This window comes from bacterium (genome assembly GCA_024226335.1).
Classification (GTDB): domain Bacteria; phylum Myxococcota_A; class UBA9160; order SZUA-336; family SZUA-336; genus JAAELY01.
The window spans coordinates 1-795 of the sequence record JAAELY010000092.1; the positions used below are offsets into that span (position 1 = coordinate 1).

Genomic DNA, 795 nt, shown 5'->3' on the forward strand with positions numbered 1-795 from the left:
AAGACAGCAAGACTCGCGGTTCGGATGGATTCTGACATTGCGGCCTCCTTCGGTGCTGATCAGCGGATCACTCTAGCAGCCCGTGGACATTGGCGGTCGACTTCGGAATCTCCACGACCACCCGATCGCCGGCACGGATCAAGCCCGGAACGTCGACAACACCGACGACGCCACGCAGTCCGATCGAGTGTTTCGGGAACAGTCTGTAGTCCGCGGGCTCTCCGGCCTTCGTCCGGTAGGCCGCCGCGATCTGAATTCCCATCTCCTTGCAGGGAGGATTCGTCTCTTCGACGACCAGGGTGGCACCGGAAGGAAAAATCAACCGCGTACCCCGCGGCAGTACCGAGAAGTCCGGGATACCGGCCACACAAAGGTTGGCGCCGAGAGTGGAGGCTTCGAGCGGCCTGCTCAGCTCCATTCGCCCGCCGATCATCGCCAGCTCTTCGACGGACACTCCGGACCATTGACGCTCGTTCCGGCGAACGGTGCCCTCGGGATCCTTGTCGCCTTTCCAGGCGACCCGGGTGAAGCCGCGATGTCCGTCGCCGGGGAATCCCTCCAGGTCGACCTCGAGCGCGTCGAAAGCGTCTTTGTGCAGGTCCTCGTGGTCCCCGGAATGGACGGAGACCACGCGAGCGCCTGAAACGCTCATTCCTTCTCTCTTCCTTCCTGCTTGAAGATGCCGGCCGCATCGCGGAGGAAGAAGAGGAAGATCAGGCTCGTGACCGCGACCAGGACGACGGCGTTGAACCAGGTGAAGACGTCCCATCCGTTCATGCCATCTCCTTCGTGCCT

1 protein-coding gene is annotated in these 795 nt (G+C 62.4%); it reads right to left on the reverse strand.

Annotated elements, in window-relative coordinates; genetic code table 11:
* Positions 1 to 67: 67 nt before the first annotated feature.
* The gene (locus GY725_03990) at positions 68 to 652 is read right to left on the reverse strand and encodes a hypothetical protein (GenBank protein MCP4003335.1); all 585 of its coding nucleotides are present in this window, start codon (positions 650 to 652) and stop codon (positions 68 to 70) included.
* Positions 653 to 795 lie beyond the last annotated feature (143 nt).

Coding starts and splice junctions, on each gene's coding strand:
- GY725_03990 (MCP4003335.1), bottom strand. CDS start 652: ATGAGCGTTTCAGGCGCTCGCGTGGTCTCCGTCCATTCCGGGGACCAC.